Here is a 4,084-nt window from a genome sequence, read left to right as displayed (position 1 = left end):
GGGCGGCGCCGCCGGCGACACCGAGGCCGCCCGCGCCCCCGCCGACGAGCTACGCTGACCCTGCGATCAGCCGGGCGCTGGAGCCGTTGCTCGGCCGTCCGCCGGCTCCCGCTGCCCGACTGGCCGTCGCGACGCAAGGACGTCGCCGGCCACGGCGTCGCCGGCCACGGCGTCGCCGCCGCCGGCGCGAGGGCGCAGCCACCGCCGCCGCCACCATGCTTGCCCGTGCCCCTGCCGATTGTGGTCTTTCCGGACATCGGCTCCTGGGAGTCGCATCATCTCTTGGGGTTCGGACGCATCCTGTTAACATTCCCCGCCGGGGGGACGAGCATTCACCTGGAAACGCGGGAGAACCCGCGCTCTTTTCGCGCCCCCATTTCCCGGGAGGTGCGCCGTGAAACGTTCCAACGAGGTCCTGAAGGACGCCCCAACGACCGACGCGTCAACGGACAAGGATCGACGCACGACGGAACCGCGAACGCTCACCGGAAAGCTCCACCCGGAACTTCCGATCGGCGCGCGGGTCCTGCTCAGCCCACGGATCGGGTTCACGGCCGGGCCGGCCGGCACCATCGACGCGATCCAGTTACGCGGCCGGACGCCGTCGCCGTTCGGGGCGGCCATGGGCGATCACACGGTGGCCTGGCAGGCGCTCGTCGACGCGGTCCGCGCCGCCCTGCACGGCCGGAGCGCCGCCGAGGCCGTCGCGGAGCTGCGCGTGATCCACGGCGCGGCGGATCGCTGGCAGGCCGACGCGTTCTCGCTGACCGCCCGCCTGCTGGCCCAGCTCGGCGACGAGGCCGGGGCGCGACGCGTCCCCCGGCTGGAGGATGCCGACTTCCGGACCGTTGCGGCCCTCGACCGGGCGGCGGCGACCCCCGCCCAGGCCGCCGCGGAGCTGGCCACGGCGGTGGCGCAGCATCTCGCCTACCTCAACTACCTGCCGTTCGCCACGGTGCCGGCGGCCGGTTCCCGCGGCTCGGTCGGCTCCGGCGAGGGCACCTACCGCGGCACCCTCGTCGCCTTCGAGCAGGAGAAGGCGCCGGACGTGGCCGAGACCCTGGCGGCGACGGACCCGCGCCGCGCCGCGCTGCGCACCGCTCTGTGGAAGCTGTTCGCCTTCGACGCAGCGCTGCGCGAGGCGACGATCCCGGCGGTGCTCGACCCCGAGATCGCGGTGCCGTTGGCGCGGGCCGCCACCAGGCTGCTGGAGATCGCCGACGGGCTCGACACCCTCGCGGTCGGCCTGTCCGTGGCGCCCGACACCACCTCGTTCGCCAGCCTGATGCCGCTGGGCACCGAGCTCGAGACGCTGCGCACGACCATCGGGCCACGCCGGTTCGTCCGCATCAGCGGCACCGAGTTCGCGGTGCACATCGTCTCGCTGCGCGGGCAGGTCGACGCGATGCAGCAGCTCGCCCTCGGCACGACGAAGGACCGCAAGACCAAGTCGGGCCCCGTCGCCTCGGCGGCGAAGGAGGCGGCGATGGCCGCCAGGACACTCGCCGACGGCGAGGTCGCCGCGGCGAAGGCCGCCCCCGCCCGGGCGGCGGCCCTGCTCGCCGCCATGCTCCACGAGCACCTGCACACCGTCGCCACCGCCTACCCGCGCAGCGTGCTCGCGACCGGCCTGCTCACCGTCGGCGCCGAGCACACCGGCGCCGACGCCGCCCTCGAGGAGCTGCGCCGCCGCATCGCATCGTCGTTCCCGCCCGCGCCCGGCGCGGAGGCCGAGCGGCACCGGACGGCCCTGGACACGCTGGGCGCCGCGCTGCGCACCGAGTACACGGCCCTGCCGCCGATCATCACCGCGACCCGCAACGGCTGGGCGGCCCAGGCGGCCAACGCCTCCCTCGTCGTCGTCTACAACCCGGCCGTCGCCCCCCGGGTGACCTGCAACGGCCGGGCCGACGCGCCGGCCGGCGTCGCCGGGATGGGCTGCCACACCACGGCCTGGGTGCTGGAGGTCGAGGCGGTGCGCCGCCTCCTCGCGACCGCCGCCACCCCCGCCGACGCGTTGCGCACCCTCGCCGCCGACGTGCGCACCACGCACGCCGGGACGAACGCCGCCGGCACGGTGCTGGCCCTCGACCGCTACCTGCCCGCCGGCCAGCTCGCCGCCGGCCAGCTCGTCAGCGTCTTCGACGAGGCCACCGCCGTGCTGACGGCGGCGACCCTGCCCGCCCCCGCCGACGCGGACGTCGCCACCGCGATCGAGGCGTACCTGTCGTGGCGCAACCTGCTGCCGTTCGCCACCGTCGACGAGGGGGACCGCGGCGGCCACGCCGAACGCGCCGACGCCGATGCCCGCACCCTGTTCGACGGCGAGGCCCTCGGCCTGGCCGCGCAGACGGCCCGCCAGCCGCTGGCGACCAGGGAGATCCGCCAGACGACCGTCGAGGCGCTCACCCTGGCGGCGGACCTGCTCCAGGCGGGCCTCGACGACACCGCCTGGCCGGATCTGGTCGACCCCGTGAAGGCCGCGACCACCCGCCTGCGCGCCCGCGCCACCGAGCTGACCACGAAGGCCGCCGCCGCGACGAATCCCGCCGACGTCATCGTCACCGCCCGCTGGGCCGAGCACCGTGAGACCTACCAACGCGTCCATCCGGGCGCCGCCGTCCCCGCCACCTGGAAGGATTAGCGGCGGCAGGATCGTGCCGGCGACCCGGTTAGCCGGGGAGGTGACGGCAGCGTGCATGCGTGCGTGCACGCGTACGCCGCCCGCCCGCGGCGCCGGGCCCGGCACCCGACGGAGGGGAGCACTGGATGGTCGACTTCAAGGGCGCGCTCGGCAAGCTCGGTGACCTGGCGGAGGAGCACGACGACAAGATCGACGCCGCCGTGGCCAAGCTCGGCGACGTGGTCGACGACCGCACCGACCACAAGCACACCGACCACATCGACCGCGCCGTCCGCGAGATCCAGGACCGCACCTGACCGGCCCCGCCGCCCCCCACCCGGGGGCGGCGGGCAGTTCGGCTCACCGGTCACCGGTCACCGGTCGGCGGTCGGCGGGACGCGGGTGACGCAGGTTCCGTTGGCGCCCGTCGATCCGGGTAGGAACGCGCTGCGAGGAAGGAGTCGCCATGTCCGCCGCTGCTGCCGATGTCGTCCGCGCGGCCTTTGCCGCCTACCGGGCCCAGGACCGCGAGCAGGCCGCCCGCCTGCTCGCCCCCGAGTTCACCTTCACCAGCCCGCAGGACGACCACCTCGACCGCGACGCCTTTCTGGAACGGTGCTTTCCGACGGCGGACAGGTTCGTCTCCCAGGAAATCCTGGCGCTCGTCGAGGCGAAGGAGGACAGTGTGTTCCTGCTCTACGAGTACGAGCTGCGCAGCGGTGAACGGTTCCGCAACACCGAGTTCAGCGCGGTGCGCGCCGGGCAGCTCGTGTGCACGGAGGTCTTCTTCGGTGGCCGGGTCGGCTGAGGGCGCGCTCGACCGAGACGACGGCGGGGAGCACGGTCGAGTGGACGTGACGGGGAACGCGCAGGTCGACCCGGACGTCGGCCAACAGGAGGACCCGGCGGACGGCATGGCGGGCGGGTTCTGCCCGTTCACCGTCGAGCGGCCCACGATGACGCAGCGGTGGGCGGAGCTGACGTTCGTGCACTGGGCGTTCGACCCGGCGGTGGTGTCGCGGCTGGTGCCCGCCCACCTGCGGGTCGAGGTGCTCGACGGCGCGGCCTGGGTGGGCCTGGTGCCGTTCCGGATGCAGGTCGCGACCGCGGGCGGCCGGGCGTTCGGGCCGGTGACGACGTTCTGCGAGACGAACGTGCGGACCTACGTCGTCGACGCCGCGGGCCGGCGTGGGGTGTGGTTCCTGTCGCTGGACGCCGCGCGGCTCGGCGCCGTCGTCGTCGCCCGCACGCGGTTCCGGCTGCCGTACTTCTGGTCGTCGATGGCGCTGACCCGGGTCGGTGACGAGATCACCTATCGCTGCCGCCGGCGGACCCCACGGCCGGCGGCGGCGGAGAGCCGGGTGCGGGTGAGCGTCGGCGCGCCGCTCCCCACCGCCGACCTCGGCCCGCGCCCCCCCCCCCCCCCCACCCGCCCCCCCCCCCCCCCCCCCCCCCCCCCCC

Annotated in this window: 4 protein-coding genes; all 4 read left to right on the top strand. The window is 75.2% G+C overall.

All coding sequences use genetic code 11. The annotated features are described in order from the left end of the window. Positions 1–394: 394 nt before the first annotated feature. Complete coding sequence (locus ND748_RS26990; RefSeq protein WP_251749027.1) at positions 395–2,644, top strand: hypothetical protein; 2,250 nt, start codon at positions 395–397, stop codon at positions 2,642–2,644. 125 nt (positions 2,645–2,769) lie between these two features. Further along, a complete protein-coding gene (locus ND748_RS26985; protein ID WP_011606420.1) occupies positions 2,770–2,940 on the top strand; it encodes an antitoxin in 171 nt (56 codons plus the stop codon). Between the two features lie 149 nt (positions 2,941–3,089). Continuing rightward, on the top strand, positions 3,090–3,431 hold the full coding sequence (locus tag ND748_RS26980) for a DUF4440 domain-containing protein (RefSeq protein WP_251749026.1): 342 nt from the start codon (positions 3,090–3,092) through the stop codon (positions 3,429–3,431). Continuing rightward, the coding region (locus ND748_RS26975; RefSeq protein WP_308205740.1) for a DUF2071 domain-containing protein at positions 3,415–4,084 on the top strand (670 nt) is incomplete at its 3' end. The genes ND748_RS26980 and ND748_RS26975, both read left to right, overlap by 17 nt.

The sequence above is a fragment of the Frankia sp. AiPs1 genome, from assembly GCF_023716945.1.
Taxonomy (GTDB): Bacteria; Actinomycetota; Actinomycetes; order Frankiales; family Frankiaceae; genus Frankia.
This window is presented reverse-complemented; position numbering and strand designations above follow the sequence as displayed.

Coding starts and splice junctions, on each gene's coding strand:
- ND748_RS26980 (WP_251749026.1), top strand. CDS start 3,090: ATGTCCGCCGCTGCTGCCGATGTCGTCCGCGCGGCCTTTGCCGCCTAC.
- ND748_RS26985 (WP_011606420.1), top strand. CDS start 2,770: ATGGTCGACTTCAAGGGCGCGCTCGGCAAGCTCGGTGACCTGGCGGAG.